Here is a 25,660-nt window from a genome sequence, read left to right as displayed (position 1 = left end):
CCCGCCGCCGGCGCGGAGTCCCGCGCCGGCGAGGACGAGCGCGGACGCGCCGCCCACCCGCCGCACCGGCGAGGGCCGGGTCCGCACGGACCCGGCCCTCGCCGTCGCGGGGCGCACGAGCTGCCCGCGCCACGCGCACGGGCCGCGCGGTCGAGGGTGGAACGCTAGGGTGAGCGCCGTGCCGCTCACCGACGCCACGCACGCCGCCAGGTCGGGACGCCGGATCGCCGCCGCGCTCGCGGGCGCGTTGCTGACCACCAGCCTGTACGCCTGCGCCGTACCGGGCAGCCGTCCGGCGGCCGGGTCCGGCAGCGCCACCGTGCCGCCCGACCCTCCGCCGTCGGTGGCCGAGGCCAGCTGTGCCGCCGCGGCGGCCACACCGCCGCAGGTGGCTACGAAGACCGCGATCCCGTTCGGCGCGTCGACGGTACCGACACCGCTGGGCACCGGACATCCGATGGCCGACGAGCGGGTACGCGAGGAGATGCTCCGCCGTCAGCAGGCCGCCAACGACGCCTTCCGGCAGCGCGGCACGCTCGAACCCGCCACGGCTGCCGGTGCCGGGGCCTGTGCCGCCGAGGTGCTCAAGGGCCTGAATCTGCTGACCGCGGGCGGCCGGGACGCACCCGACGAGGAGGCCGTGGAGCGGGTGGTGACCGCCACCGGCCTCACCGACGTCACCGTGCGCCCGCCCGGACGCCTCGACCTCGGTCCCGGCGACGGGCTGATCTTCGCGGGGTGGACCGGCCGGGCGTGTGTCTTCGGCAGCGTCCGCCAGGACGACATCACGGTGGAGATCGGCACTCGGATCGCCGACGGTGGTTGCCTGCCCGCGCCGAGCTGATCAGGACCAGGCGCGTTGCAGGGCCACCCGGGCCTCCAGCTCCAGCAGTTTGACCTTGCGGTCCAGGCCACCACCGAAGCCGACCAGCTTTCCGCCCGCGCCGATGATGCGGTGACACGGCACGATCACCGGGATCGGGTTGCGGTTGCAGGCCACTCCGACCGCTCGGGCGGCTCCGGGATCACCGACCCGCCGGGCCACCTCACCGTAGGTGAGGGTCTCGCCGTACGGGATGAGGGTCATCTCCCGCCACACCGCCCGCTCGAAATCGGAGCCGCGCGGCACGGTCACCGGCACCCCGAAGTCGGTCAGCTCCCCGGCGAAGTACGCCCGCAGTTCCGCCACCGCCCGACGGGAGGTCTCGTCAGCCGGCTCGGTCGCCCCGTCACCGACCGGACCGAAATGCGCCCCGCAGACGGCGTGCCCGTCGGTGGCCACGGAGAACTTCCCGATCGGTGAGTCGAGCACGGTCCAACGCATCCCGCCATTGTCCACCCATGAGCAGGGGCCGCAACGGCGAGCGCCCGCCGGAGCATCCCGGATTCCGGGAGCTGCGGCGGGCGCCGGCCGTGCGCGACGGATCAGGCGGTGGAGACGGTGAATCTCTCGCCGTTGCCCAGCCCCAGACCGGAGGACGACCACTGGATGGTCTTGTTCGAGATCAGCTGGCTGGTGCCGGACGACCCGGCGGAGACCGCCTGGCCGTCGCCGGCCCTGAGAAAGATCGTTCCGTCGATGTTGTAGTTGGCGAAGTCGAACGTCTCGTAGAGACCCCGCCCCGTGCTGCTGGCGACCAGCGGCTTGGTGCCGTTGCTCGCCGCGGTCACGTACCTGCCGTTGGCGTGGGCCCGCAGACTGAAGAAGCCGTCACCCACGTTGATGACGTCGAACCTCGCCGCCTTGGTGACGGTCGTGCTGCTGGGGACCAGCGGTTTGGTGCTGCTCGCGGCCACGACGTACTTGCCGCTGGGCTTCGACCGGAGGCTGACGATCGGCGGCGCTGCGTCGATGGTGAACTTCTCGTTGGTGCCGATGGAGGTCTTGCTCGCCATCATCGACGAACTGCCGGACGTGGAAGCCGTGATGTACTTACCGTTGATCTTGGACTTGAGGCTGACCGTGCCGTCGGTGTGGTTGACGATTGTGTACTTGGCCGACGTGACGATCGTCTTGTGGCTCGCGATCAGCGGCTTGGTGCCGTTGCTCGGCGCCACCACGTACAGCCCGGTGGCCCTGGAGCGCAGCGCGACCAGCCCGCTACCCGCGTCGACGAAGTCGAACCGCTGCGCCGTGCCCATGCTCGTGCCGTTGTTCACCAGCGGCTTGGTGCTGCTGGCGGCGGTGACGAACTTGCCGTTGGAGCGGGCCTTGAAGCCGTGTGAGTAGCGGGTCGGCGTGACCGAGCCGACGGTCAGCAGCCGGTCGATCGAACCCTTCGTGTCGTACACCCCGCCGGCCAGGCCGGTGGTGACGATCCGGTCCCGGACCTGCCTCGGCGTCCAGCCCGGATTGGTGCTCAGCAGCAGCGCCGCGGCGCCCGCCACGTGCGGAGCCGCCATCGAGGTGCCGCTGAACACCGCGCTGCTGGTGTTGCTGTTGTGCCGCGCCGAGACGATGCTCGCGCCCGGCGCGAAGACGTCCAGGCACTTGCCGTAGTTCGAGAACCACGCCCGCATGTTGATCCGGTCCGTCGCGCCCACCGTGATCGCCTCCGGCACCCGCGCCGGTGATGCCTCGCAGGCGTCCATCCAGCTGTTGCCGGCCGCGATCGAGTAGGTGATGCCGGACGCGATCGATCGGTTGACCGCCTCGTCGAGGGACGGGACGGCGACGACGTCACCGAGGCTCATGTTGGCCACGGCCGGCTTCTGCGCGTGCTCGGTCACCCAGTCGACACCGGCGATGACCTGTTCGGTGGTGCCGAAACCGTCACAGTCGAGCACCCGTACGCCCACCAGCTGCACGCCCTTGGCCACGCCGTACTTGGTGCCGCCGACGGTCCCGGCGACGTGTGTACCGTGGCCGTTGCAGTCCTGGGCGACCTCGTCGGAGTCGATGGCGTCGTAACCGTGACTCGCCCGACCGCCGAAGTCCTGGTGGTCGATGTTGATTCCGGTGTCGAGGATGTACGCGGTGACCGAGCTGCCGGTGTTCGGGTACTTGTAGCTGCCGTTCAACTTCGGCGACGCCTGATCGATGCGGTCGAGGCCCCAGGACGGCGGGCTGCTCTGCGTGCCGCTGTTCGCCGACAGCCGCCGGACCTGCTCCACGTAGGCCACGTCGGGGTGGCTGGCCAACTTGTCCGCCTGCCGCTGGCTCATGGTGGCCGAGTAACCGTTGAGGGCGTGGCCGAACACCCGGCGGACCGTGCCACCGTTCGCGCCGGTGAGCGCCGAGGCGGCGGCCCGGACGGAGTTGTTGGTCGACCCCCGTTCCTTGAGGACGACGATGTAGCGGTCCGGCACAACGCCGACGCCCTTGCTGCCGAGCACCTCGACGCGGGGCTGGTCGGCCGGTGCGGCCATCGCCGCGCCGCCGGTCACGGCGGTGAGAATGGACGAAGCGGTGGCCAGGGCAAGCCCCGCCGCCGCCGAGCGGCGCAGGGCGCCACGGTGATTCACTGGATGTGCCCCCGTCGGTCGTCGACCGGACCCGATGGGCGGTCGGACGGATACTGGATCGTCCCGCCTCCAACTGCGAAGCAGCGGGCTGATGGACGTGAACACATCATGGACGAACCTCGCTGGCACCGCGTCCACCGTTCGGTCGAAACGCGAGCGTTTCGACGTGCGGCCGTCGCGGTGGGACGGACCACTGTGGACCCCGGGCGCCGGCCGGGCACACCCGGGCACGCCCAGCGCGGCTGATCAGTCGCGGATGCCCTCGTCGCGGGCCCAGCGCAGCAGCTCCGCCTCGGCCGTGTCACGATCCAGCGGCCCCCGCTCCAGCCGGAGGTCCTTCAGGTGCTTCCAGGCCCTTCCCACCACCGGCCCGGGCGGCACACCGAGCAGCTCCATGATTGCGTTGCCGTCGAGGTCGGGCCGGACCCGGGCGAGATCCTCCTCGGCGGCGATCCGGGCGATCCGCTCCTCCAGCGCGTCGTAGTCCGCCGCCAGCTGGGCCGCCTTTCGCCGGTTGCGGGTGGTGCAGTCCGAGCGGGTCAGCTTGTGCAGCCGGGGCAGCAGGTCACCGGCGTCGGTGACGTACCGGCGCACCGCCGAATCCGTCCATTCGCCCCGGCCGTACCCGTAGAAGCGCAGATGCAGCCCGACCAGCGTGGTCACCTTCGCGGTGACGTCCTTGGGGTAGCGCAGCGCCTTCATCCGCACCTTCGTCAACCGGGCGCCGACCACCTCGTGGTGGTGGAAGCTGACCCGCCCGTCCGGGCCGATCGCCTTGGTCGCCGGCTTGCCCACGTCGTGCATCAGCGCGGCCATCCGCAGCACGAAGTCCGGTCCGTCCTCCTCGTACGAGACGGCGTTGCTGACCACGGTGAGGGTGTGCTCGTAGACGTCCTTGTGTTGGGCGTGCTCGTCGATCTCCAGCTTGAGCCCGGTCAACTCGGGCAGGAAGCGCTCGGCCAGCCCGGTGTCGACGAGCAGCCGCAGGCCGGCGATCGGGTCTGCGCCACAGAGCAGTTTGGTGAACTCGTCGCGGATCCGCTCGGCGGTGATCCGGTCCAGGTCGGTCGCCATCCTGGTCATCGCCGCCCGCACGTCCGGGTGCACCGCGAAGCGCAGCTGCGCGGCGAAACGGGCGGCCCGCAGCATGCGCAGTGGGTCGTCGCCGAACGACTCGGCGGGCGTACCCGGGGTACGCACGATCTTCGCGGCCAGGTCGGCCAGCCCGCCGTACGGGTCGGTGAACCGGTGCTCCGGGACGCTGACCGCCATCGCGTTGACGGTGAAGTCCCGCCGTCGCAGGTCTTCCGCCAGGCTCGTGCCGTAGGCGACCACCGGGTTGCGGCTGACCTGGTCGTACGACTCGGCGCGGAAGGTGGTGATCTCCAGTCGCAGGCCGCCGCGCTGGCAGCCGATGGTGCCGAACTCGCGGCCGGTCTCCCAGATCGCCTCGGCCCAGCCCCGCACGATGTCGAGCGTCTGGTCGGGGTGCGCGTCGGTGCAGAAGTCGAGATCCTCACCGAGCCGGCCGAGCAGGGCGTCGCGTACCGAACCACCCACGAGGTGCAGTTCGTGACCGGCGGCGGCGAATCGGCGGCCCAACTCGTCGGCCACCGGGGAGACCCGGAGCAGTTCGGCGACGGCGTTGCGCTGCGCGGCGGTCAGGTCGCGGCGGTCGGTGGCGTGGGATGCGGCGGCTTCGGACATCGGATCCGCAGCCTATCGGTCCTGGCCGGCATCTCCTCCGCCGGGCGCGGGTAACGGTCGACGGTTGACTAAGGTCTGTGGCGTGCGGGCCGGTGCCGGCTCCGGCGTACCCCTTGGAGGCACAGATGAGCGGCGGGCTCTACCGCAGCGCGAACGCCCAGCGGGGCGGCGCGCCCGGCGGCCGGCCCGGTGACGGAGCCACGTTCATCTCCGCCGAACCGCTCAACCAGCCGGCGATGGAGTCGACCGCACCCCCGCAGGAGCAGGTGGCGGAAGGCAGCGCCGCTGCCAACAGCGCGATCATGGCCCTGGGTAGCCTGGTCAGTCGGGGTACCGGTTTCCTGCGCAATCTGGTCATCGGTGCCGCCCTCGGTGGTGCACTGGTCGGTGACGCCTACACCACCGCCCAGATCCTTCCGGGGATGGTCTACGAGTTTCTGCTCGGCGGCATCCTCACCAGCGTGCTGATTCCGGTGCTGGTGCGGCGGCGAAAGGCGGACGCCGACGGCGGTCAGGCGTACGCGCAGCGACTGCTGACTCTGGCGGTGCTCGCGCTGGGTGCGGCCGCCGTGCTCGCGGTCGCCCTCGCCGCGCCGCTGACCTGGCTCTACGGCGCGGACGAGTCCGCCGACGGCTACTCCGGGCTGGTCACCGCCCTGGCCCGGCTCATGCTGCCGATGATCTTCTTCTCCGGATTGAGCGCGCTGATCAGCGCGGTACTCAACACCCGGGGTCACTTCGCGGCGCCAATGTGGGCACCGATCCTGAACAACCTGGTCGTCATCGGTACCGCCGGGCTCTACATCGCGGTCTTCGGTGCTGAGATCGTCGGGCCGGAAGACATGACGACCGGGCGGATCCTGCTCATCGGCGGCGGCACCCTGATCGGCGTGGCCATCCAGGTCGCCGGTCTGTTGCCGGCTTTGCGCAGGGTCGGCTTCCGGTGGAAGCTCCGCTTCGACTTCCGCAAGCTCGGCCTGGCCGAGCTGGGCCGACTCGGCGCCTGGATGATCTGTTACGTCGCGGTCAGCCAGGTCGGCCTGATCGTGCTGTTCAACCTGCTGAACCGCGCCGGAAAGGAGAACGCCGCCGGTCCGCTGATCTACAACAACGTCTTCCTGCTGCTGATGACGGCGCACGGCATCATCGCGGTGTCGATCATTACCGCGCTCATGCCTCGGATGAGTGCCGCCGCCGCCGACGGCCGATACGCCGACCTCGCCGCCGACCTGTCCAGGGGCACCCGGACGGTGTCGGCCGTGCTCGCCCCGATCGCGGTCTGCTACGCCGTGCTGGCCACCCCGATCGCGTTCACGTTGTTCCGGTGGGGAGCCTTCACCGCCGACAACGCCACCGCGACGTCCCTGGTGCTGCTGGCCGCCGCACTCGCGCTGGTGCCGTTCGCGATCAGTCAGTTGTTCACCTTCGCCTTCTACGCCCTGCCGGACACCCGAACCCCCGCACTGATCAACATTCCGGTCGTGGCACTCCGGATCGGGGTGCAGATCGCCCTGTTCGCGATCTTTTCGGCGAGCTTCGTCGGGGCGGGAATGATGATCGGCAACGCAGTCTCGTATCTGGCCGCGGCCATCGCCTCGGCCTGGCTGCTGCGTCCCCGGGTGGGTCGGATCGGGCTGGGCGCGATCCTGCGCACCCTCGGCCGGGTGGCCGTCGCGGCGCTGGGCGCGGCCCTGGCCGGCGTGGTCGTGGTGACCCTGCTGCCCGGCGGCGACACGCCGACGCGGCTGGAGGCCATCGCGCAGCTGGTGGTTGGTGGCACGGTCATCGGCGGCACCTACCTCGGCCTGGCGACCGTGTTGCGGATCTCCGAGATCACCGAGGTGGTCGGGATGGTCCGCCGCCGGCTCGGCCGCTGAACCGTCCGGTCCGCCGTGCACCCAGCGTGACCGAGGATCACCAGGCTGGGGATGTACCTGTGGATAACTCCGCGCGCCGCCGCTCAACTGGCGGATCGGCCTGTGGATAACCAACCGGACGGCCGAGTATGCCCGCCCGATTGACGGGGAATCCGGCGCTGCCGAACTCGCCGACGCGACCGGTTCCGCCCCGGCCGGAGCTGGTTGTGGTCAACCTCTAGATTGGCTGGTACATGTACCAGCAACGGGGCCGACAACGGTGCTAACGGGACGAGTCCGCCGACCGCTGACCTCGCCGCCACCGGACGGCGGGAAGATGACATGTCGGGGACCGGGCCATCCCGGGTAAGGTCGCACTCGACGGGTACGGCAGACACCGGCGCGCGGCACCCTGCTGCGACCGGCCGGCCGGTACCAGACGAAGGCGGAGCGGGAAGCAGATGCCCAGCAGCGCGGGTCCATCGATCGACACGATCACCGAGGGAGGACGGGTGACCCAGGTCGGCGAGGGTCAGGACGCGGACGAGACCACTCCGCCGGTCATGACCTTCGGTGCTCCGACGGCCGGTGAGATCCTCGCCGAACGTTACGAACTGGTCGAGCACATCAACAACGACAGCGCCGGCCGGCTGGTCTGGCGTGGGGTCGACGTCGTGCTGCGCCGGCCCGTCGCGGTCGTCATGCGCTACCCGGGTGGCGACTCCGCCACCGAGATGCTCCAGGCCGCCGTCGCCGCCAGCCGGGTCGTCCACCCCAACCTCGTCGGCGTGTACGACGCCATCGACGAGGCCGAGCGGGCCTACGTGGTCCGCGAGTGGGTCGACGGTCAGTCCCTGCGGGACCTGGTCGCGAGTGGGCCGTTGGACGCCGCCCGCGCGACCGCCGTCGGTAACTCGGTCGCCAGCGCCCTGGCCGCCGTGCACGCCACCGGCATGGTGCACGGCAACGTGCACCCCGGCACGGTGATGATCAGCGATGACGGCCGGGTGGTGCTCGCGGACGCCCGCACCGACGGTGACGACAGCCAGGAGAGCGACGTCCGGGCCGTCGGGGGCATCCTCTACTTCGCGATGACCGGCTACTGGCCGCACACCGAGGCGCCGCTGCGCGGTGCCACCGCCGGGCACGGACGGGCGGCCATTCCCGACGCGGTACGCGATGCCAACGGGGCCGTCGCGGCGCCCCGTCAGGTCCGGGCCGGTGTGCCGGCCTACCTGGACGACCTGACCATGGATCTGCTCGACGCCGAGATCGCCCCGCCCCCGTCGGACGTGCTGACGGCGGAGTTGGCCCGGCTCGACGTGCCCGACGACGACTACCTCGACAACAGCGGCCCGCTGCGGTTCGCCGGCGAGACCGGCGAGGAGCCGTCGCCGTTGGCCGCGGCCGGCGGACGCAAGGTCGCCCTGGGCATCGCCGGGCTGCTGGCGGTCGCTCTGATCGGGCTGCTGATCGGGATCAGCACCCTCGGCGACGGCGACGGGGATCCGCAGACCAACCCGGTCGCGGCACCGACATCGAGTGCGCCGGTGAGCGAGGAGCCGGCCGCGCCGGCGGTCCGGAACCTCAAGATCAGCGATGCCCGGATCATCGACCCGGACAGCAGCAACCGGAGCGAGGTGCGCGACGCCGAGAAGGTCTACGACGGCGACCAGGACGAGGGCTGGTCCACCGAGACCTACAACCGCAGCAACTTCGGCAACCTCAAACGGGGCATGGGCGTCTGGATCGACCTCGGCTCCGAGCGGACCGTCAAGTCGGTGCAGGTCAACCTCTCCGACCGGGGTGCCTCGGCGGAACTGCTCACCGGCACGACCAACGCCCCGTCGTCCAGCTCGGGCGACGACGAGGTGCTCACGGCGTACCTGAAGAACAGGATCGGGCAACCCTTCGAGGAACACGACGGCACCACGATGACCTTTGACGGCTTCGACGCCGACAAGAAGTACCGCTACCTGCTGTTCTGGATCACCGAGCTGCCGCCGAACGGTGGCGGTTTCAAGATCGGGGTGCAGGAGATCACGGTCCAGGGTTCATGAGACATCAGCACGGCGGCTGCCACCGGGTCGGGTGATGGAGGTACGCGACGCCGGACGCGACCACACGGGCGCCGCTTCCGTGGACGACACGGTCAGCGACCTCGATCTGCTGCGTGCTCACGTCGCCGGTGACCGGGACGCCTTCGGCGAGTTGTTCCGCCGGCACCGGGACCGGCTCTGGGCGGTCGCCCTGCGTACGCTCGGCGACCGTGAGGAGGCCGCAGACGCCCTCCAGGACGCGCTGCTGTCCGCCCATCGCGCGGCCGACCGGTTCCGGGGTGACTCGGCGGTCACCACCTGGTTGCACCGGATCGTGGTCAACGCGTGCCTCGACCGGATCCGCCGTCGGCGGGCCCACCCGACGGTCCCGCTGCCCGACGGAGTGCACGGCCCGGAGGACGGTCCGGCCACCGGTGGCGTGGAGCCGGCCGCACCGGTACCCGACCACGACACCGCGATGGTCGTCCGGGACGCTCTGGCCGCGTTGCCGATCGAGCAGCGGGCCGCTCTCGTGCTGGTGGACGTGCAGGGCTACCCGGTCGCCGAGGTCGCGCGGATCCTCGGTGTCGCCGAAGGGACGGTCAAGAGTCGCTGCGCCCGGGGCCGTGCCCGGCTCGCGGTCACGCTCGGCCACCTGCGACCGGGCACCGGGCCGGCGGGCGCTTCCCGCCCGGACGTGCCGGACGTCACCGGCGGGAACCCGAAGGAACCGTCGGGCGTCCGATCGGGGTCGGGGCGGTCCCGACCGACCGCCAACCAGCAGGAGGAAGCGTGAGCGCCGGGGAGTTCAGCGCGGTCGACCACGACCTGCTCGCCGACTACCTCGGCGGCGCGCTGGACGGCACCCCCGAGCACGCCGAGATCGCCCGGCGGGTGGCGCAGGACCCGGCGTGGGCCGACGCCCACGCCCGCCTGGCCCCGGCCGTCGACCGGGTCCGGGCCGAGTTGGCCGGCTGGGGTGAGCCGACGCTGGAGATCCCGCCGGAGATCACCGACCGGATCAGCGCTGTCCTCGCCACTGCCGATCCACCCGGTGCCGGAACCGCGCCGACGGCAGCGGCTGCCGAGCACCCGGAGCGGGCACCGGCGGCCACCGGGGACGGAACTGCCGCCGTCACCGACCCGGGCCTGATGCCGACCGGCGGGAAGGTGACGGTCGTACCGTCCCAGCCGCTGGGTGGTCCCCGACGGCCGGGTGGGCCGCCGCGTCCGGGGCAGGACCGGACGTCGTCGTCGCGTCCGGGGTCGCGACGTCGCCGCTGGGCCCGGGTCGCCGGGCCGGTTGCTCTCGCCACCGCCGCCGTGGTCGGTCTGGGCGCGCTTCAACTGTTCCAGCCCGGCCGGGAGGGCGATGTCGCCACCGACACCGCCCTGGACGACCGGGTCGTCAGTCCCGCGGTGCCGCACGCGCTCCCGCCGGACTCCGGGGGGCGGCAGGAGACGAAGTCGGCGCCCGAACGTGCCGCCGCAGCGAGCGGTGTTCCCTACCGGGTCGTCGGCTCCCCGCAACGCAGCGACACCGACTACACGCCGGAGGCGCTGGCCAGCCTCACGCCGAGCGTCCGGCAGTTCTCCGGCGACGCTGGTCCTGGGATCGGCCCGGAGAACCAGGAACGCCTACGCCCGGCCGGTCCGGACGCCCTGGCCCGGCTCGGCGACCAGACGGCGCTGAGTGCCTGCCTCGCGGAGGTCGGTGGGGAGCACGGCGGCGGACCGCTGGTCTTCGACGTCGTCGAGTACGCCCGCTTCCAGGGGATGCCGGCGCTGGTTCTCCAGTTCACCGATGCCTCCGGCACGAGCTGGGCGTGGGTCAGCGGCCCGGAGTGCGGGGTACCCGGGTCCGGCTCGGACGCCCGTTACCGTACGCGGGTAGGGTGATCCTGCGGTCGCCGGACTTTTGACCGTCCACGTGACCTGACCCACCGGGTGACCGGCTCGGGAATTCCCGCTTCGTACGATGACGTTCTGCACATCAGTTGCCGCCGCGTCGGCACTCGGATCGGCATCGGCGGGTACGCCGGTGACGACAGTCAACACGATTGGGAGACGGCAGTGGACGAGGTCCGCAACCTGGTCATCATCGGCTCCGGGCCGGCCGGTTACACGGCGGCGGTCTACGCGGCGCGTGCCAACCTCAAGCCACTGGTGATCGAGGGCGTGCAGTCCGGCGGCGCGCTGATGACCACCACCGAGGTGGAGAACTTCCCCGGTTTCGCCGACGGCATCCTCGGCCCCGAGCTGATGGACAACATGCGTAAGCAGGCCGAGCGGTTCGGCGCCGAGTTCCTGACCGACGACGTCACCCGGGTCGAGCTGACCGACACCGGTCACCCCGGCGCGGTGAGCACCGTCTGGGTCGGCGACACCGCGTACCGCGCCCGGGCCGTGATCCTCGCCACGGGTTCCGCCTGGCGTCCGCTCGGCGTGCCCGGTGAGCAGGAGTACCTGGGCCACGGCGTCTCCTCCTGCGCCACCTGCGACGGCTTCTTCTTCCGCAACCAGCACATCGTGGTCGTCGGTGGCGGCGACTCGGCTATGGAGGAAGCCAGCTTCCTGACCCGCTTCGCGGACTCGGTGACGATCCTGCACCGCCGGGACACGTTCCGGGCCAGCAAGATCATGGCGGAGCGGGCGCTGAGCAACGACAAGATCAAGGTCGAGTGGAACACCGTGGTGGAGGAGGTGCTCGGCGCGGACGGCAAGGTTTCCGGCGTACGGGTGCGCAACGTCCACACCGGCGAGGCCAAGGTGCTCGACGTCACCGGCGTGTTCGTGGCGATCGGCCACGACCCGCGCAGCGAACTGTTCCGTGGCCAGGTCGAGCTGGACGACGAGGGGTACGTGCAGGTGCAGGCCCCCAGCACCCGGACCAGCATTCCCGGTGTCTTCGCCGCCGGTGACCTGGTCGACCACACGTACCGGCAGGCGATCACCGCGGCCGGGACCGGCTGCGCGGCCGCCCTGGACGCGGAACGCTTCATCGCCACGCTGCCCAAGGGCTGAAGACACAACGCAGGAGGAGGGGTCAACAGTGGGAGCAACGAAGTCGGTCACCGACGCGAGCTTCGCCGCGGACGTACTGAAGTCCGACAAGCCGGTCCTGGTGGATTTCTGGGCCGAGTGGTGCGGGCCGTGCCGCAAGGTGTCGCCGCTGCTGGAGGAGATCGCCGGGGAGATGGGCGACCAGGTCAGCATCGTCAAGCTCAACATCGACGAGAACCCGGAGACCGCCCGGACATACCGGGTGATGTCCGTGCCGACCCTCACCGTGTTCAAGAACGGTGAGCCGGTGCAGTCGATCGCCGGCGCCAAGCCCAAGGGCGAACTGGTCAAGTTGATCGAATCGGCGCTCTGACCCCAGCGACAACATCAGCGTCGACCCCGTGCCGGGCCCACCGGCACGGGGTCGACGCGTTTTTCACCGCCCGCCACCCGAGCGGATCCCCCAGCGCTTAACCTCGAATCGGGGCCGCCGGACGCCGGTGAGCACCTGGTCCCCGCCCACTGCGGGGCCCGGCAGCCACCGACCGTGCAGAGGGGGTCGTGCGTGCGTCCGATCCGTCCCGGTGACCGGGGACCCGCGGTGACCGAGATCCGTGCGGTGTTGACCGGTCTCGACCTGCTGTCGAAGGCGACCGGCCCGCACAGCGACGAGTTCGACCCGGCGACCGAACGGGCGGTCCGCGCGTTCCAGCAGTCGCGGGGGCTCAGTGTCGACGGTCGGGTCGGTGCGGAGACCTGGCGGGCCCTCGACGCCGCCCGGTGGCGGCTGGGTGCCCGCACCCTCTACCACGCGGTGCCGGTGCCGCTCACCGGCGAGGATGTCCGGTCGCTCCAGGAGCGGCTGCTGGAGATGGGGTACGACACCGGCCGGGCCGACGCGATCTACGGCATCCGCACCTCCCGGGCGGTGGCCCAGTTCCAGCGTGAGGTGGGACTGGTCCCGGACGGCACCTGCGGCCCACACACGATGGGTGCCCTGCGCCGGCTGGGCCGCAAGGTGGTCGGCGGCCGGCCGCAGTGGTTGCGCGAGTCCGACGCCATCCGGCAGTCCGGCCCGACCCTGGTCGGTCGGACCGTGGTCATCGACCCGGGCCACGGCGGGACCGACCCGGGCGTGGTGGTGGCGGACGGCCCGCTGCGCTGGACCGAGGCGGATCTGATGCACGATCTGGCCAGCCGGCTGGAAGGGCGTCTCGCCGCGGCCGGGGTACGGGTGCAACTCACCCGAGGCCCGTCGCCGGAGACCTGCCTGCCCGACATCGACCGGGCGCAACTGGCCAACTCACTCGGCGCCGACGTGTTCATCTCGCTGCACACCGACGGCCATGCCAACCCGGAGGCCGAGGGCGTCGCCACGTACCACTACGGCACCGACAACGGGGTCACGTCGGCGACCGGTGAACGGCTGGCCGGGCTGGTCCAGCGGGAGATCGTGGCGCGCACCGGGCTGCGGGACTGCCGTACCCACGCGAAGGCGTGGGACCTGCTCCGGATCACCCGGATGCCGGCGGTCCGGGTCGAGGTCGGCTACCTCACCTCACCGACGGACCGGGAACGGCTGATCGCTCCTCGGTTCCGGGACAAGCTGGTCGAGGCGATGGTGGCCGCGGTGCAGCGGATGTACCTGCCGATCGAACGCGACGTGCCGACCGGCTCGATCGACGTCAGCGAGCTGCGGGCGGCGGTCGCCGCCGGCACGGTGGTGGACTGAGCGGCCGTCCGGGATGGGCGCGGAAGTCCGGCCGGGTAGCCGGTGCCGCCGACGTCGGCCGGTCAGCCGGTCGTGGAGCGGGTGGCCGGTGTCGGTCGGACCGGACGCAGCAACGTCTCCGGGCTCATCGAGCCGAGCAGCTTCTCCAGCGCGTACTCGACGTCGGACTTCCAGCTCAACGCCGTCCGCAGCTCCAGCCGTAGCCGGGGGAACCGCGGATGCGGGCGAACCGTCTTGAAGCCCACCGAGAGGAAGAAGTCGGCAGGTGCCACGCACGCTCCGCCCGGATCGGCGGAGTCACCGAACTTCGCGTCGCCGAACGCCTCGATCGCCTTGATCCCGCGCTTGGTCAGATCGCGGGCCACCCCCTGCACCAGCATCCGGCCGAGCCCGCCGCCGACGAACGCGGGCACCACGTTCGCGGTCATCAGCAACGCCGCGTCGGCGGAGACCGGAGACGTCGGAAAAGCCATCGACCGGGGCACGTAGGCCGGCGGAGCATACATGACAAATCCGGCAGGCATCCCGTCGACGTAGATCAGCTTGCCGCAGGAACCCCATTCGAGCAGCGTCTGCGAGACCCACGCCTCCTTCTCCAGGCCAGGGTCGCCAGCGGCGCAGGCGCGGTCCGCGGAGACCGGGTCAAGCTCCCAGTACACGCACTGGCGGCAGGGCCGGGGCAGGTCCTCCAGGGTGTCCAGGGTCAGGCTGACCAGACGTCGCGACATTGGCGCTTCCCCACACTAGGCTCGGAGGTGGGACCGGCCCGGACGGCACCGCCGCCGCAGCGGCCCCGAGTGGCACCGCCGCCCCAGCGGCCCGAATGGCACCGCCGTGTTCCTGCCCCCGACGAGCGATCGTACGCCGCCGGTCGGCGACTGGGGAGAGTAAGCGTGAACGTGCACCTCAGGGGTGCCGGCTACGGGTCCGGGATGTGGACGCACGAATAATCAGGGGCGCATAGGGGTGTGCAAGGCGGCTACGATCGACATTCGGCGCGCCGTACGCCATGGTCGCCGGTGTCCCGGGTATCCGGGACCGGAGCCGTCCGAGCAGCCACCGAGGTGATGTGATGACCGGCACGACACTCGACGACTACACCGACCGGTACGCCCGCCGGGTGCGGGGCATGACGGCGTCGGAGATCCGGGCCCTGTTCGCCGTCGCCAGCCGACCGGAGGTCGTCTCCCTCGCCGGTGGCGCGCCGTACATCGCCGCACTGCCGCTGGACGCCGTGGGCGAGATGCTCGGCCGGCTCGGCGCGGAGCACGGCAGCACCACGCTGCAGTACGGCATCGGTCAGGGCACCCTGGAGCTGCGTGAGCGGATCTGCGAGGTGATGGCCCTCTCCGGCATCGACGCCGCCTGTGGTGCCTCCCCGGAGGACGTGGTGGTGACCGTCGGTGGGCAGCAGGCGCTCGACCTGGTGGCCCGTCTCTTCCTGGACCCGGGTGACGTGGTGCTCGCCGAGGGGCCGACCTACGTCGGCGCACTCGGGGTGTTCCAGGCCGCCCAGGCGCAGGTCGTGCACGTGCCGATGGACGACGACGGGTTGATTCCGGCCGCACTGGAGCTCGCCATCGCGGAGCAGGCCCGGGCCGGACGGCGGGTCAAGTTCCTCTACACCATCCCCACCTTCCAGAACCCGACCGGCGTGACGCTCACCGAGCAGCGGCGGGAACAGGTCCTCGACATCTGCGAGCGCGCCGGGCTGCTGGTGGTCGAGGACGACCCGTACGGCCAGTTGGGCTTCGAGAGCGAGGCGCCCGCACCGCTGCGGGCGCGGCGGCGGGACGGGGTCTTCTACCTCAGCACCTTCTCCAAGACGTTCGCGCCGGGGCTGCGGGTCGGCTGGATCCTCGCGCCACACGCGGTGCGGGACAAGCTGGTCATCGCCAGCGAGGCACAGATCCTCTGTCCCAGCGCGTACGCGCAGGCCGCCGTCAGCACGTACCTCGGCACCATGCCGTGGCGCGAGCAGCTGAAGGTCTACCGGGAGGTCTACCGGGAGCGGCGGGACGCGATGCTCACCGCACTTGAGGACCTGATGCCGGCCGGCACCCGCTGGACCGTGCCCGGCGGCGGGTTGTTCGTCTGGGCCACGCTGCCCGACGGGCTGGACTCGAAGGCGATGATGCCCCGGGCCATCGCCGCGCGGGTCGCGTACGTGCCCGGCACCGGTTTCTACGCCGACGGCAGCGGCAACGGTCACATGCGGCTGAACTTCTCGTTCCCGCCACCGGAGCGGATCCGGGAGGGCGTACGCCGGTTGGCCAGCGTGATGGAGCAGGACATCGCCATGCGTCGGGTGTTCGGTGCGGTGGGCGGGGCCGGCGCCCGGCGAGGCAGGACCGGCTGGGACGCGCCAGGGCCAGACTTGGCATGATGCCCGGCATGGGTGTCACCGCTGCCGAAGAACCCGCCGTGTCGGGCCCCGAGACCACCGATCTCCACGTGCTCGTGCTCGCCGGTGGCCTGTCGTACGAGCGTGACGTGTCGCTGCGCTCGGGCCGTCGGGTGCTCGACGCGCTACGCGCCGTCGGGATGCAGGCCGAACTGCGCGACGCCGACGTCGCCCTGCTGCCGGCCCTGATCGCTGATCCGCCCGACGCCGTGGTGATCGCCCTGCACGGCGCCACCGGCGAGGACGGCTCGCTGCGCGGGGTGCTGGATCTGTGCGGCGTGCCGTACGTCGGCTGTGACGCCCGGGCTTCCCGCCTCGCCTGGGACAAGCCGTCGGCGAAGGCCGTGCTCCGGGAGGCCGGCATCGCCACTCCCGACTGGGTCGCCCTGCCACACGACCGGTTCAGCGAACTCGGCGCGGTGGCCGTGCTGGACCGCATCGTCGACCGGTTGGGGCTGCCGCTCATGGTGAAGCCGGCCCAGGGCGGTTCCGGACTGGGTGCCGCCGTGGTCCGGGACGCGGCGTCGCTGCCGGCTGCCATGGTGGGTTGTTTCGCGTACGACTCGACGGCACTCGTCGAGCGGTACGTTCCCGGCATGGACGTGGCCGTCTCCGTCGTCGACCTCGGCGACGGCCCGCAGGCGCTACCGGCCGTGGAGATCGTGCCCCGCAACGGGGTGTACGACTACGCGGCCCGTTACACCGCGGGCCGGACGACCTGGCACACCCCGGCCCGGCTGGAGCCCCCGGTCGCCGAGTCGGTGGCCCAGGTCGCCCTGGCCGCCCACACCGCCCTCGGCCTGCGTGACCTCAGTCGGGTCGACCTGATCGTCGACTCGACCGGTCAGCCACACGTGCTGGAGGTCAACGTCTCGCCGGGCATGACCGAGACGTCGCTGTTGCCGCTCGCGGTGCAGGCTGCCGGTCTCGACTTCGGCGGCATGATCGGCAACCTGGTCGCCCGCGCCGCGGCCCGCTGATTTTCCTACCGAGCAAGACGCCCACCGGGTGACCTCGCGTTCCGCCACGGACCGGGTGTCATCGCCGCTCGACCGCGGTGTCGATGCGGTGCGGGGCGTCGTCGGGTCGGTCGGATCGGGACGGTCGCGGCTGCCGCAGTTGCCGATCCGGCGGCGTCGTCCAGCCGTCGGATCGCTGGCGGTCCTGGGTCACATCCGGATGCCGGGCCTGCCTCAGTGCGGCCCGGTCCCTCCGGTCCTATCGCTGCCCGCCCCCGGAGGCCGGCTTACCGGACGACGTCCGGGTCTCCGTCTGAGTGTGCTCCGCCTCCGGCGCCCCTTCTCGGCGCACGCTGCCAGCTTCTGCGGCGCTCTCCGCGTCTGGGGCGCTCTCCACGCCTGAGCTGCCCTCCGTGCTCGAGCTGCCGTCCGTGCCTGAGTTGGTCTCCGTGCCCGAGCTGCCCTCCGTGTCTGCGGTGGTCTCGGTGGCCTCGGTGCTCCTGGTGTCTGCGGTGGTGTCCAGCTGCGAGACGTCGTCGACGTCCTCGGTCTTCGACAGCGGGACTGTGGCCTCGGGAACCCTCGTTCGCTCGGGGCGAGCCGCCTCGGCCGCGTCCGCTCTCGTCTCGGGCTGCGGTGCCGCGTCGATCGCCTCAGGGGCCGAGTCGCTCACCGGGACCGCGATCGGCGTGTCTGGCGACTCCGCGCTGACACCGACGCCCGGAGTGCCAGGTGGTTCGGCCGTCTCTCCGATGGCGTCCAGCAGCGACCCTCCCTCTGCGGGCTTCGTCTCGGTCGGCGAGGCCGACTGCGCCGCCAGACTGGACGGTGCCTGCCACTGGATGCGGGGTGGTTCGGCCAGTGGCCGTCCACCGAACTCGGCCAGCCAGGCCGCGACGAGCGCGAGATTCTCCCGCCACTGCTCCTCGGAGATCGGCGGCAGGATCGAGTCCCAGAGCGAGAGGAAGGTGCCACGCAGTTGGAGCCGACCGTACGGCCGGGCGAGAAACCACATGTGGAGGTGGGCGGACCCGTCGCCCCACCGGTTGACGTGCACGCGAGCCACCCCGTCCAGCGACCGGATGGCCCGTTCGAGCCGTACCGTCATCACGCCCAACTCGGCGGCGAGCAGGTTCGGGAGGTCACCGAGGTCGAGGTGCGACCGCGACTCCAGAATGAGGACCATGGGCAGCCCGGTGGGTCGATCCATGGCCCGAACGCGCCATCGTTCACCGACCCAGATGTAGGCCTCGTCGGGCGCCTGGCAGGCAGTGCATTCTCGGTGAGCCTCACCCTTGCGGGGTGGCTCGACCGAGACCGGGTCGGCGAGTGGCTTGACCCGGAGGTCGCCCTCGAACGGAAAGGACGGCCACTGGGTGAAGTCCGGAACTGAGGGAGGGGTGTCGTGCACGACGCTGACCCTAACCGAGTCTGGGACCACTGTCCCTACCCGAATCGGGTTCGACTCTCTCTGGAGCGTTCGAATGACGGGACCGAACCACCAAGGAGTTCTCCCCAGAGTTATCCACAGGCGGCCGGGTAGCGGCTTGCCTACCGCTGTCCCGGTTCGACAAGGGGTTTCGGGCTGCGTTTCACGTGAAACGGCTCGCGCCTGTGGACAACTGGTGTGGATAACAATGAGGTCCCGCACGCCCGGCGTGACCGGCTGTGGATCTGCCGAAGAATCAGTCGGGCACCGTGCCACTCACCCGCGCCAGCGCCGCTGTTTCACGTGAAACAGCGGCGCGCCCGATGGCAGCGCGTGGACGAACTGCCGCCTACGGCCGCGCTCATGACCACCCCGCCGCGCAGCGATCGGTTCCGGGACCTGTGCCCGCACCCGGCTCGCCCACCGTTGAATGACTACTTCCTTCCCGGCACCCTCCGCACCCCCCTGCACGCCACCGGCGGACCTCGGTCACCGCTCAGCTGACCCGCAGCGGAACTGCGGCCGAGTCCAACGCTTCCGCGGGTTCCGGGGTGGTGACCGGGCGGCGGGGTTTCACGTGAAACGGCTCCGGCCCGACTGGAGATTCGCGCCGCCGGACAGCGAGTCGCCCCAGCGGTGTGCCGCGATCGGGGGTCTGCCCGGCCGGGCACGCTCCCGAGCCGTGGGCTCCAACTGGCCGCTGGCACCCTTCTGAGCCGTGGGCTCCAACTGGCCGCCGGCTCCGTTCGAGCCGTGAGCCAAACCGTGTAAGCCCGTCGCCCGACTTGTGCGGCACCCGCCTTGGCCGCCGGTGTCGCGGGTCGATCCCCTGTCCGCTGATCCCGCCAGATCGTCTCCCCGAAAGTCTGGCGAATCTTCCGCAGGGGCATCGCCCGTCTCGCCGGTGTCCGCTTGGCCGTCCCTTTCCGGTGAGTCGCCCGTCGTCTGGCCGCCGGCCTCCGCTGAGCACCCGGCCCGGCGCCCATGCGCCTCAGCCCGGTCCCGACCCATCGCCGGATCGCCTGCGGCTCGTCCGCCCTCGGTTCGACGCCTGTCCGCTCGCGCCGGTCCCGGCGTGGCGGCCGCCTGTGACGACTTCAAGAGAGGGGGACAGTCCTTGTCCACCGGCGAGCGGGCACCACGTAGCGGTCCCGCTGTCCACCGGCGAGCGGGCACCACGTAGCGGTCCCGGCGGCCCCGTGCTCGATGGCAGCCCGGATTCCGGAGAACCGCCGCGAGCAGGTCCGGCGATGTCGGGCCCCCACTGCCGGTCACAGCTCGCGGTGTGTTGCGCCGTAGCTCCGGTTTGATGGTCCGGCGCGCCGTAAGTCGCAAGTGCCGTTGACTGAGGCTGCGACTCCCCACCCTTCCTCCGATGGACCGGATCTAGGGCTCCCTGCGGCGTCGTGCCGGCCGAGGCGGGAACGCCACGCCGCCGCCGAAGGAGCGCCGCGTTCGCCGTCGTTGACCTGCCCACGCAGGCGGGTCGGTGACCGGTGCGGTGCCACGAACGTTCCAGCCGTGGGTGCCGGCCCGGACGGCGACCGGCGGCTGCCCCTGGACAGGCACCAATCCCCGTGGCGTCGTCGGCCGGGTCGGTCGCCAACCGCCGGACTGAACGCGCCGCCCCGTCCGGCCGCGCGACCGATCGGGGCCGCCGAGCGGCGGGGCGCCCCGCCGCTCGGCGCCCCGCCGAGCAGTTGACGGCTCACTGCGGCAGGGCCGGCACTGCGGCAGGGCCGGGACTGCTTGCTGCGGCTGCCGGGACGACAAGGCCGCCTCGTCACGTACCTGGCGAGGCGGCCTTGTCGATTCGTTGATCAGTCTTCCGGCTCTTCGCGCTCCACACCGATGATGCCGACGATTCGCTCCAGGTCGTCGACGGTCGCGAACTCGATCGTGATCTTGCCCTTGCTCCGCCCGATGTCTACCTTCACCCGGGTGTCGAACCGGTCGGAGAGCCGGTCGGCGAGGTCGGTGAGCGCCGGCGCGTGTGGCTTCGGGCGGCGCTTCGCCGACTCCTTCTTACCCGGCCCGTCGTTGAGGGTGAGCGCGACGATCTCCTCTGTCGCTCGGACCGACAGGCCCTCGGCGACGATCCGAAGTGCCAGCTGTTCCTGGGTCTCCGGATCCTCCAGGCTCAGCAGCGCCCGGGCGTGCCCGGCGGACAGGACACCGGCGGCGACGCGGCGCTGTACCGGGGCCGGCAGGTTCATCAGCCGGATGGTGTTCGAGATCTGCGGCCGACTGCGACCGATGCGCCGGGCGAGTTCCTCGTGGGTGGCCCCGAACTCCTCCAGCAGCTGCTGGTAGGCGGCTGCCTCCTCCAGCGGGTTGAGGTTCGCCCGGTGGATGTTCTCCAGCAGCGCGTCCCGCAGCATCGCGTCGTCCCGGGTGTCGCGCACGATCGCCGGGATGTGCTCCCGGCCGACCGCCTGGGCGGCACGCCACCGGCGCTCGCCCATGACGAGTTCGAACTTCTCGCCGTCGAGTTGCCGCACCACGATCGGCTGGAGAAAGCCGACCTCCTGGATGGAGGTCTTCAACTCCTCCAGGGCCTCCTCGTCGAAGACCTGGCGGGGCTGCTTCGGGTTGGGCACGATCGAGTCGACCGGGATCTCGGCGAAGCGGGCGCCGGGCACCGGGCTCAGGGTCGCCTCAGGTTCGATCGGCGGGGCCGACACCGGCAGCACGGTCGGTGCCGCAACCGCCGTCGACCCACCGGTTCCCCCGGTCAGGGTGCCAGCGCCAGCGTCCGGCGCCGGCCCGGTCGGAATGAGCGCCCCCAGGCCCCGCCCCAGACCGCCCCGTGGACGGTTCTTCATGCCACGCCTCCCAGCGCCTCGTACGCACTACGCATTCCGGCTCACCGGCTCCTTGACGCCCCGCTCGGCGATCTCCTGCGCGGCCTCGAAGTAGCTTGTCGCGCCCCGTGAACCGGGATCGTAGGTCATCACCGACTGGCCGTAGCTGGGCGCCTCGGAGACCCGCACGTTACGCGGGATCACCGCCTGGAGCACCTTGTCCCCGAAGTGGTTCCGGACGTCCTGCTCGACCGCGTCGGCGAGCCGGGTACGGCGGTCGTACATGGTGAGCAGGATCGTGGAGACCTCAAGCCGCGGGTTGAGGTGCTGACGAACCAGGTTGATGTTGTTGATGAGCTGGTTGAGCCCTTCGAGCGCGTAGTACTCACACTGAATAGGTATGAGCACCTCCTGCGCGGCCACCAACGCGTTGACGGTCAACAGGCCGAGCGAGGGCGGGCAGTCGATGAACACGTAGTCGAAGTGCCCCGGGTAGGCTGTGATGGCGCGGTCCAACCGCGACTCGCGGGCCACCACGGAGACCAGCTCGATCTCGGCACCGGCGAGATCGATGGTGGCCGGCACACACCAGAGGTTGGGGATGCCCTCCACCGCCTGGGTCACGTCCTCCAGCGGCACACTGTTGATCAGGCAGTCGTAGACGTCAGGCACGCCGGTGTGGTGTGGCACGTTCAGCCCGGTCGAGGCGTTGCCCTGCGGGTCGAGGTCGACCACGAGCACCCGGTTGCCGTGCAGGGCCAGCGCCACCGCGAGGTTGACCGTGGTCGTGGTCTTACCCACGCCGCCCTTCTGGTTCGCGACGCACATGACCCGGGTCCGGTCGGGCCGAGGCATGGTCACCTCGCCACTGGGATTCAGGATCTGCACGGCGCGCATCGCCTCCATAGCCAACGGTGGGTCATCCTCTTCGCGCGTCGGGGTTTCACGTGAAACGTACGCGGCCTCGGTCGCGGCTGTTGCGTAGGAACCGTCCGCAGGCGCGGGCGTGTCGGAAGCCGGTCGAGGGTCCGGCACCATCGCGGCTGTCGGTGGTTGTGCTGCCGCCGCCTCGAACCGTGCGGAGGCGGAGGGGTTCCGACGAATCGGGATCACCCGCGCGTCAGGGGACGCGTTGACCGGGCGACCACTCGCGTCCGCACCGTCGCGTCCGTCGCCGGCCCCCGACCACGGAACACCCGATGTCGGCGCGTTCCGACCGGGTTCGGGTGGGCTCTGCGACACCTCGGAGGGCCGCCAGTTCGGATATTCGGTTTCACGTGAAACAGGGTCATCCGGTGACCCGGTCACGCGCGGATCGTCGTACCTGCCGTCGTCATGCACCTGTCATCCCTGCCCGCTTCGGATGGTCGGTCCGCACCCGTCAACCGGGCCACTCGCGTGCTCTCCGCAGAGGTACCGCCCGGCGGGAGCGGTCGGGCCCCGGAGGGAGATCCATCGCCGCCCGCTCCACACTATCGACGCGCGGTCAGCCTACGGCGCACGGGCGCGGCCGGTCCACGTCGGGTTCGGTAACTCGCCGCTCGCGCGCTGCCCGGGGACCGGCCACGGCCGCCTCGAAACCCCGGCCCGCACGAGGTGGCCGGCGCGCAGACGCAGGTCAGCAGCACGAACGACGAGCCGAAGTCAGCCGCGGCAGCAGAGGTTGGATCCTGCCCGGCTCACCGTCGACGCGAACGAGACTTTCTCGACGAGGCACGGGCCGCCGGACCGACGGCCCGTTCCCGGACGATCTCGACCACCGTGGTCGGCGGATCCACCACGCCCTCACCACATCGGTGCAACACGGGTCGACCGCCACCGAGGCGGTGCACCGCCTCCGCATGCTCGGCGATCTCCTCCGCCGCGGAGGCACCCTTCAGGGCGAGCAGCCGACCACCCACCCCGGTCAGCGGCAGGCACCAACTCGCGAGCCGGTCCAGCGGCGCCACCGCCCGGGCGGTGACCACCTCGCCCGGCACAGCATCCGCCCTCCCGACGGCCTCCTCGGCCCGGCCGCGAAACACCCGCACCGAGTCGGTCAGTCCGAGCGCCTCCACCGCCTCCTCAAGGAAGGCGGTACGCCGAGCCAGCGGTTCGATGAGGGTCACCGCCAGGTCCGGTCGGGCGATGGCGAGCACCAGACCGGGCAGCCCCGCACCAGATCCCACGTCCAGCACGCTGGCGCGCGGCGGAACAAGCTCGGCCACCGTCGCGCAGTTCAGCAGGTGACGATCCCAGATCCGGGGTGCCTCGCGAGGACCGATCAGCCCGCGTACCACGCCGTCGGTCGCGAGCAGCTCGGCGTACGCGGCCGCGACATCGAGGCGTACGCCGAAGAGCCGGCGAGCCGCCTCGGCCAGTTCGGGCGGTAGCACGGCCGTGGTGGGCCGGGGCGGGACAGCCGGCGGCCCGGGCGGCGTACCACCCGGGCCGGAGGCGGCACTGCCGCTGGCGTGCTGCTGGGTCACCCGTCAGTCCACGGGACGGACGACGATACGCCGGCTGGGCTCGACGCCCTCGGACTCGCTCTCCACCCCGTCGATCGCGTTGACCACGTCGTGAACGCACTTGCGCTCGAAGGCCGACATCGGCTCCAGCCGCACCGGCTCCCCGTGCTCCTTGACCTTCTCGACGGCGTTGCGGGCGACCGCCGCCAGTTCCTTACGCCGGTTGGCGCGGTACCCGCCCACGTCGAGCAGCAGGCGGCTCGGTGCGCCGGTCTGCCGGAACACCGCGAGCCGGGCCAGTTCCTGAAGTGCCTCCAGGGTGGCACCGCGCTGGCCGACGAGGTTCTGCAGGCGCCCGCCGACGACCTCGACCACCGGGCGGCCGCCCGACACCAGTTCGTCGATGTCGCCGTCGTAGTCGAGGATGTCGAGCAGCCCCTCCACGTAGTCGGCCGCGATCTCGCTCTGCCGGAACAGGTCACTCTCGCCGGCGGCCTTGCTCGGTGCCGCTTCGGCGTCGGTCTCCTCCGGCTCGCCCCCGACCGGAGCCGCCGCGGTCGGCTCCTCGTCGTCCAGGGGCTGGTCGGCGCGGGGGATGCTGGTGTCGGTCACGGTGTCATCTCCGTACTCGCTCGGCCGGACCTCGGGTCCGCTGGTTTCCCGCGGCCGGCGGGACGTCGCCGGTGCCCGCGGGCACGTCTGTAGGGCAGTCTCGCCCGTCCGCCACCGCACGGGTGGCGCTTCGCGCACCGGCGCCGGCCATTCGGCGGCCGCACGGCGCGCAACGGGCCGCCACCGGTCTCCCGGCGGCGGCCCGGACGATTCAGCCCTGCCGCTTCGCGGGGCGACCCTTCTTCGGGTTGACCGGCTTGGCACCCGGCTTGGGGCCGGCGATCTTCGGCGCGGCCGGGGGCGGCGGTGCCGGGGCCGGCTTGCTCCGCCCGAACAGCCCGCTGGTCTTCGCCGGCTGTGCTCCGTTACGCGCCGAGGTGCCCGGCTTTGCGCTGGTCGCGGTCACCGGCGGCGGGAACTTGCGCAGCACCCACTGCTGCTGCCCGAGCGTGAACAGGTTGTTGGTGACCCAGTAGATGATCACGCCGATCGGGAAGATGGCGCCGGAAACCAGCAGGGACAGCGGGATGCCGTAGAGCATCAGGCGCTGGATCATGCGCTGCTGTGGGTCCTCGGCCCAACCCGTCTTGAGAATCATCTGGCGGCTGGTGAGGTAGGTGGTGCCCATCATCACCAGCACCAGGACACCGGCCATGATCTTCACAACGGTGCCGTTGGCACCGAGCTGCGCCAGCTCCGCCGCCGTCGAGCCGAACTTGCTGGCGATCGGGGCGGTGAACAGGGTGGCGTCCGAGGCACTGTTGAACTGGTCGACCGTCCAGCCGTAGATGTCCTTGTTGTTCTTCGACGGATCCGGGTTGAGGCGACGCAGCACGTGGAAGAGGCCGAGGAAGACCGGGATCTGGAGGAACATCGGAAGGCAGCCCATGAGCGGGTTGGCCTTTTCCTTCCGGTAGAGCTCCATCATCTCCTTCTGGAGCGTCTCCCGGTCACCCTTGTGCTTCTCCTGTAGGGCCTTGACCTGCGGCTGGAGCGCCTGCATCGCCCGCTGCGACTTGATCTGCTTGACGAAGACCGGGAACAGGATGACCCGGACCGTGACCACCAGGAAGATGATGGCGAGGATCCACGCCCAGTTGGTGCCGAGGACCGCGCCGTCCGGAATGCCGATGGCGTCCCAGGCCGAGTGCCAGGCCAGCAGGATCCACGAGATCGCGTAGTAGATCCAGTCGAGACTCAATT

At 71.1% G+C, this 25,660-nt stretch carries 20 protein-coding genes; 10 read left to right on the top strand and 10 right to left on the bottom strand.

Going from position 1 to position 25,660, the window contains the following annotated elements; all coding sequences use genetic code 11:
• Window positions 1-169 precede the first annotated feature (169 nt).
• Window positions 170-844, top strand: a complete 675-nt coding sequence (locus V5O40_RS04085) for a hypothetical protein (RefSeq protein WP_332904203.1) — start codon at window positions 170-172, stop codon at window positions 842-844.
• Here the strand turns inward: V5O40_RS04085 and V5O40_RS04080 are convergent, their stop codons facing one another.
• From V5O40_RS04080 to V5O40_RS04070, 3 genes are all read right to left on the bottom strand, one after another.
• Window positions 845-1,324: a methylated-DNA--[protein]-cysteine S-methyltransferase gene (locus V5O40_RS04080; protein ID WP_332904202.1), complete on the bottom strand. Its 480-nt coding sequence runs from the start codon at window positions 1,322-1,324 to the stop codon at window positions 845-847.
• Window positions 1,325-1,425: 101 nt separating this feature from the next.
• Entirely contained in the window at window positions 1,426-3,465 is a 2,040-nt protein-coding gene (locus V5O40_RS04075) for a S8 family serine peptidase (RefSeq protein ID WP_332904201.1), read from the bottom strand.
• A 246-nt stretch (window positions 3,466-3,711) separates the two neighbouring features.
• On the bottom strand, window positions 3,712-5,172 hold the full coding sequence (locus V5O40_RS04070) for a CCA tRNA nucleotidyltransferase (protein ID WP_332904200.1): 1,461 nt from the start codon (window positions 5,170-5,172) through the stop codon (window positions 3,712-3,714).
• 125 nt (window positions 5,173-5,297) lie between these two features.
• Between V5O40_RS04070 and murJ the strand changes: the two genes are divergently transcribed.
• The 7 genes from murJ to V5O40_RS04035 all read left to right on the top strand — a co-directional run bounded on the left by murJ (window position 5,298) and on the right by V5O40_RS04035 (window position 13,802).
• The gene (murJ, locus tag V5O40_RS04065; protein ID WP_332904199.1) at window positions 5,298-7,049 is read left to right on the top strand and encodes a murein biosynthesis integral membrane protein MurJ; all 1,752 of its coding nucleotides are present in this window, start codon (window positions 5,298-5,300) and stop codon (window positions 7,047-7,049) included.
• 440 nt (window positions 7,050-7,489) lie between these two features.
• The gene (locus tag V5O40_RS04060; protein WP_332904198.1) at window positions 7,490-9,088 is read left to right on the top strand and encodes a protein kinase family protein; all 1,599 of its coding nucleotides are present in this window, start codon (window positions 7,490-7,492) and stop codon (window positions 9,086-9,088) included.
• 34 nt (window positions 9,089-9,122) lie between these two features.
• Window positions 9,123-9,863 (top strand): RNA polymerase sigma factor SigM, encoded by a 741-nt coding sequence (sigM, locus tag V5O40_RS04055; RefSeq protein WP_269740561.1) that lies wholly within the window; start codon window positions 9,123-9,125, stop codon window positions 9,861-9,863.
• Window positions 9,860-10,966 carry a hypothetical protein gene (locus V5O40_RS04050; RefSeq protein WP_332904197.1) on the top strand — a complete coding sequence of 369 codons (1,107 nt, stop codon included), beginning with the start codon at window positions 9,860-9,862 and terminating at the stop codon, window positions 10,964-10,966. Before sigM ends, V5O40_RS04050 begins: the two co-directional genes overlap by 4 nt.
• A 174-nt stretch (window positions 10,967-11,140) precedes the next feature.
• Entirely contained in the window at window positions 11,141-12,091 is a 951-nt protein-coding gene (gene trxB, locus V5O40_RS04045) for a thioredoxin-disulfide reductase (RefSeq protein WP_332904196.1), read from the top strand.
• A 28-nt stretch (window positions 12,092-12,119) separates the two neighbouring features.
• Window positions 12,120-12,443: a thioredoxin gene (gene trxA, locus V5O40_RS04040; RefSeq protein ID WP_164448776.1), complete on the top strand. Its 324-nt coding sequence runs from the start codon at window positions 12,120-12,122 to the stop codon at window positions 12,441-12,443.
• Between the two features lie 192 nt (window positions 12,444-12,635).
• Entirely contained in the window at window positions 12,636-13,802 is a 1,167-nt protein-coding gene (locus tag V5O40_RS04035; protein ID WP_332904195.1) for an N-acetylmuramoyl-L-alanine amidase, read from the top strand.
• Window positions 13,803-13,864: 62 nt separating this feature from the next.
• On the opposite strand, the gene V5O40_RS04030 is transcribed toward V5O40_RS04035, so the two are convergent.
• On the bottom strand, window positions 13,865-14,530 hold the full coding sequence (locus V5O40_RS04030; RefSeq protein ID WP_269740558.1) for a GNAT family N-acetyltransferase: 666 nt from the start codon (window positions 14,528-14,530) through the stop codon (window positions 13,865-13,867).
• Between the two features lie 344 nt (window positions 14,531-14,874).
• Here V5O40_RS04030 and V5O40_RS04025 point away from each other — a divergent pair, with 344 nt between their 5' ends.
• Window positions 14,875-16,188 (top strand): aminotransferase-like domain-containing protein, encoded by a 1,314-nt coding sequence (locus tag V5O40_RS04025; RefSeq protein ID WP_164448773.1) that lies wholly within the window; start codon window positions 14,875-14,877, stop codon window positions 16,186-16,188.
• 8 nt (window positions 16,189-16,196) lie between these two features.
• Window positions 16,197-17,186, top strand: coding sequence for a D-alanine--D-alanine ligase family protein (locus tag V5O40_RS04020; RefSeq protein WP_332904194.1), 990 nt, complete (start codon window positions 16,197-16,199; stop codon window positions 17,184-17,186).
• 238 nt (window positions 17,187-17,424) lie between these two features.
• Here the strand turns inward: V5O40_RS04020 and V5O40_RS04015 are convergent, their stop codons facing one another.
• The 6 genes from V5O40_RS04015 to yidC form a co-directional block, all read right to left on the bottom strand.
• Window positions 17,425-18,576, bottom strand: a complete 1,152-nt coding sequence (locus tag V5O40_RS04015; RefSeq protein ID WP_408631824.1) for a hypothetical protein — start codon at window positions 18,574-18,576, stop codon at window positions 17,425-17,427.
• A 1,838-nt stretch (window positions 18,577-20,414) separates the two neighbouring features.
• Window positions 20,415-21,419 (bottom strand): ParB/RepB/Spo0J family partition protein, encoded by a 1,005-nt coding sequence (locus V5O40_RS04010; RefSeq protein WP_332904192.1) that lies wholly within the window; start codon window positions 21,417-21,419, stop codon window positions 20,415-20,417.
• Between the two features lie 27 nt (window positions 21,420-21,446).
• Entirely contained in the window at window positions 21,447-22,739 is a 1,293-nt protein-coding gene (locus tag V5O40_RS04005) for a ParA family protein (RefSeq protein ID WP_332904191.1), read from the bottom strand.
• Window positions 22,740-23,077: 338 nt separating this feature from the next.
• The gene (gene rsmG / locus V5O40_RS04000; protein ID WP_332904210.1) at window positions 23,078-23,758 is read right to left on the bottom strand and encodes a 16S rRNA (guanine(527)-N(7))-methyltransferase RsmG; all 681 of its coding nucleotides are present in this window, start codon (window positions 23,756-23,758) and stop codon (window positions 23,078-23,080) included.
• A 111-nt stretch (window positions 23,759-23,869) separates the two neighbouring features.
• Window positions 23,870-24,457, bottom strand: a complete 588-nt coding sequence (locus tag V5O40_RS03995; protein ID WP_269740552.1) for a Jag family protein — start codon at window positions 24,455-24,457, stop codon at window positions 23,870-23,872.
• A 211-nt stretch (window positions 24,458-24,668) separates the two neighbouring features.
• A complete protein-coding gene (gene yidC / locus V5O40_RS03990; RefSeq protein ID WP_332904190.1) occupies window positions 24,669-25,658 on the bottom strand; it encodes a membrane protein insertase YidC in 990 nt (329 codons plus the stop codon).
• Between the last annotated feature and the right edge of the window lie 2 nt (window positions 25,659-25,660).

This window comes from Micromonospora palythoicola, assembly GCF_036689795.1.
GTDB classification, from domain to species: Bacteria; Actinomycetota; Actinomycetes; order Mycobacteriales; family Micromonosporaceae; genus Micromonospora; species Micromonospora palythoicola.
This window is presented reverse-complemented; position numbering and strand designations above follow the sequence as displayed.

What these genes read in the sequence shown, in the direction of transcription:
- V5O40_RS04060 (WP_332904198.1), top strand. Translation starts at nt 7,490, where the DNA reads ATGCCCAGCAGCGCGGGTCCATCGATCGACACGATCACCGAGGGAGGA.
- V5O40_RS04030 (WP_269740558.1), bottom strand. Translation starts at nt 14,530, where the DNA reads ATGTCGCGACGTCTGGTCAGCCTGACCCTGGACACCCTGGAGGACCTG.
- V5O40_RS04010 (WP_332904192.1), bottom strand. Translation starts at nt 21,419, where the DNA reads ATGAAGAACCGTCCACGGGGCGGTCTGGGGCGGGGCCTGGGGGCGCTC.
- V5O40_RS04080 (WP_332904202.1), bottom strand. Translation starts at nt 1,324, where the DNA reads ATGCGTTGGACCGTGCTCGACTCACCGATCGGGAAGTTCTCCGTGGCC.
- V5O40_RS04020 (WP_332904194.1), top strand. Translation starts at nt 16,197, where the DNA reads ATGGGTGTCACCGCTGCCGAAGAACCCGCCGTGTCGGGCCCCGAGACC.
- V5O40_RS04025 (WP_164448773.1), top strand. Translation starts at nt 14,875, where the DNA reads ATGACCGGCACGACACTCGACGACTACACCGACCGGTACGCCCGCCGG.
- murJ (WP_332904199.1), top strand. Translation starts at nt 5,298, where the DNA reads ATGAGCGGCGGGCTCTACCGCAGCGCGAACGCCCAGCGGGGCGGCGCG.
- V5O40_RS04070 (WP_332904200.1), bottom strand. Translation starts at nt 5,172, where the DNA reads ATGTCCGAAGCCGCCGCATCCCACGCCACCGACCGCCGCGACCTGACC.
- sigM (WP_269740561.1), top strand. Translation starts at nt 9,123, where the DNA reads ATGGAGGTACGCGACGCCGGACGCGACCACACGGGCGCCGCTTCCGTG.